This is a genomic window from Homoserinimonas sp. (assembly GCF_056262345.1).
The window spans coordinates 1-2,566 of sequence record NZ_JBACFR010000272.1 but is presented as its reverse complement, the minus strand read 5'-3'; the positions used below and the strand labels follow the sequence as shown (position 1 = coordinate 2,566).

At 65.0% G+C, this 2,566-nt stretch carries 3 protein-coding genes; 2 read left to right on the top strand and 1 reads right to left on the bottom strand.

Going from position 1 to position 2,566, the window contains the following annotated elements; translation table 11 throughout:
- On the bottom strand, positions 1–506 hold a 506-nt coding region (locus AC062T_RS12705), incomplete at its 3' end, for a histidine kinase N-terminal domain-containing protein (RefSeq protein WP_476030571.1).
- 102 nt (positions 507–608) lie between these two features.
- Between AC062T_RS12705 and AC062T_RS12700 the strand changes: the two genes are divergently transcribed.
- Positions 609–1,055: a hypothetical protein gene (locus AC062T_RS12700; RefSeq protein WP_476030569.1), complete on the top strand. Its 447-nt coding sequence runs from the start codon at positions 609–611 to the stop codon at positions 1,053–1,055.
- Between the two features lie 26 nt (positions 1,056–1,081).
- The coding region (locus tag AC062T_RS12695) for a DUF5671 domain-containing protein (protein ID WP_476030567.1) at positions 1,082–2,566 on the top strand (1,485 nt) is incomplete at its 3' end.

The window sequence follows — 2,566 nt, the reverse complement described above, 5'->3', positions numbered from 1 at the left end:
TCGGGAAAGTCGCCGACGGCGATCATGCGAAACAGCTCGTTTGCGCACTCGTTGAAGGTGAGCTCCTGGCGGCTGGGGGTGCGCGCCTCGCTCAAGTTGGTGTGCTTGGTGATCACGGCAATCGGATGCTCCGTGACCTCGGATCCGGTCGTCGTCAGCCGGCGGAACACCGGGACCGCACGCACCCGGGTCGGGGTCTCCTCGTACCAGTCGGGCGCAGAGGAGTCCACGATCTGGCCGCTGTCAAAAGCATCCGTGACCTGCTTCTTCCACTCCGGCTTGATCGGCTGACCAACGAAGTCGCGGTAGAAGAGGGTTGCCGAGCTTGAGGGGCGGGCGTGCGATACCGCGACGAAGCTGTCATCGGCGGAGGGCACCCACAGCACGATGTCGGCGAAGGCGAGGTCTGCGAGCAGCTGCCAATCCCCGATCAGCAGGTGGAGCCACTCGATGTCCGCTTCGCTGAAGCGGCCTTGGGCACTGACTAGATCGGAGAGCGTCGACACCTCTCTAGGGTAGCCTCCGGATGCCGTGCGGCCCTCTCCCGTGTGCTCTGGCGCAGGCGCGCCGCCCGTGACACTGCCCTAGCGATACGTCATGATGACGGCATGTCTCCCTCTCGTGACCGGCCTGATCGCACGCTTGTCGTGATTCTCGGCATCGTCGGTCTGCTCGTCGTGCTCGCATTTGTCGCGGTTTTTACGCGAGGCGAACCAGCCAAGTTCGAAGCGGACACGCCAGAAGGCGTTGTTCAGGCCTACACGCAGGCGTACGTCTCCGGCGACTATGAGAAGGCCCGCACCTTTGTCGTCGACGCAGCGTGCGCCGGCGACTATTACGCGGAACCTAACCAGGATGTCAGCGTCACCCTCGTGTCGACCGACGAGTTCCCCTCGTCCGCGGCCGTGCGTGTGACGATCACGACGACGTATTCGACCAACCCGTTCGGGCCATCCAGCGTCGCATCGGACGAGGTATTCCACCTCACCAAGCGCGGCGGCAACTGGATCATCGACACGGCACCGTGGCAGTTCGACGTCTGCGGGATTCAGTGATGTCGATGCAAGGGAAGCAGACCACCGTGACTGCGGACGTCGCACGGGCACCGGGCGGCGTGCACACGCTTCGCCGCGTGATCGCCTACTCGCTTCTCGCACTCTTCGTCAGCCTCGCCGCTGTCGGCGTAAGCGGGCTCATTGACGAACTTATCCCGGCTCAGGTTTTCGGTGACAGGGAGATCGCCCGGTCGAACACCACCCTTGCTCAGCCGCTGGCCTTCACCCTGATCGCTGGCCCGTTCGGGGCACTCGTCTTTTGGCTCGTTCGCCGCTGGCTCACCAGCTTCAATGACCGCTCGTCTGTGCTGTGGCCCGTCTATCTCATCGGCATGCATACGGCATCGCTCATTGTTGCCGCGTTCGCGCTCTTGGGCGTTGCCGCCTCTGCGGCTCGAGGTGACGGCCACTTCGCGCAGCTTTCGACCGGCGTTGTCTGGCTTTGCGTCTGGTACTGGCACCGTTGGCTGCTGCGCTCAGCATCCACCTCACCGTTCTTGCTGCCCGATGTCACGACCGTTATTGCCGCCCTGTTCGGGCTCGCCATCGCCGTCTCAAGTGGAATCGAGGGCCTCACCGCCCTGATCGACGCTGCAATCGACGGGCCGCCGGTCATGATCGTCGGCGAAACCGTGTGGCTTTCGCAACTCTCGTCGTCTGCCGTGTGGTGCGCTGGCGGCCTCGTGATCTGGTGGCTCCACTGGTTTGCCGACGGCGTGCGCTTGTCGACCAGGGGCTTCGCCCGGTTCGCCCTCGTCGTCGTCGCGGGCTTCGCCTCCGTCGCGATCGCCCTCGGCGGCCTCACGACCGCGCTCTATGTGGGGCTAGCTACGCTCGCCACGACCTCGGATGTTCTGGACGAACTCGCCAGAGCCATCGCAAACCTGGCCGCCGGTGCCGCACTGTGGGCTTACTACCGCACCGTCGTTCGCGAGGCTTCGGATGGCGTGCGTGAGGCAGTGCGCATCGTTTCGTCAGGGGTCTCCCTCGTCTTTGCGGCGTCGGGACTCGGCGTTGTGGTCAACGCCCTTCTCGCGTCGTTTACGGAGCCCCTTGCCTCCTCTGGCGCGTCCCTGCTGCTCTTTGGCGGGCTTTCCGCGCTTGTCGTGGGCGGGGTCGCCTGGTGGGCGTTCTGGCGCCCCCGTGGCGTCGGAGCAACCGATCACGATTCACCGGTTCCGGATGCTGCCACCAGCGCCGGGGGACGCCGGATCTATCTCGTGGTCGTCTTCGGTGTCAGCACTCTCATCGCCGTGATAACCCTGCTGGTCATCGCCTACGAGGTATTCACCTTCCTGCTCGCGCCATTCTCGACGGGGGGCAGCCTCATCGACAACATCCGGGCGCCTCTCGGTCTACTCACCGCGACCCTCCTCGTTGCCGCCTATCACTTCGCGCTGTGGCGATCCGATCGCCCCCCAACGGTGGGCGCCGGGCCCGAGGCGAGCTCAGGCATCACCCGCATCACCCTTGTTGCGCCCGACCCGCGAGGTGAACTGCGTGCGGAACAC

What these genes read in the sequence shown, in the direction of transcription:
- AC062T_RS12700 (WP_476030569.1), top strand. Translation starts at nt 609, where the DNA reads ATGTCTCCCTCTCGTGACCGGCCTGATCGCACGCTTGTCGTGATTCTC.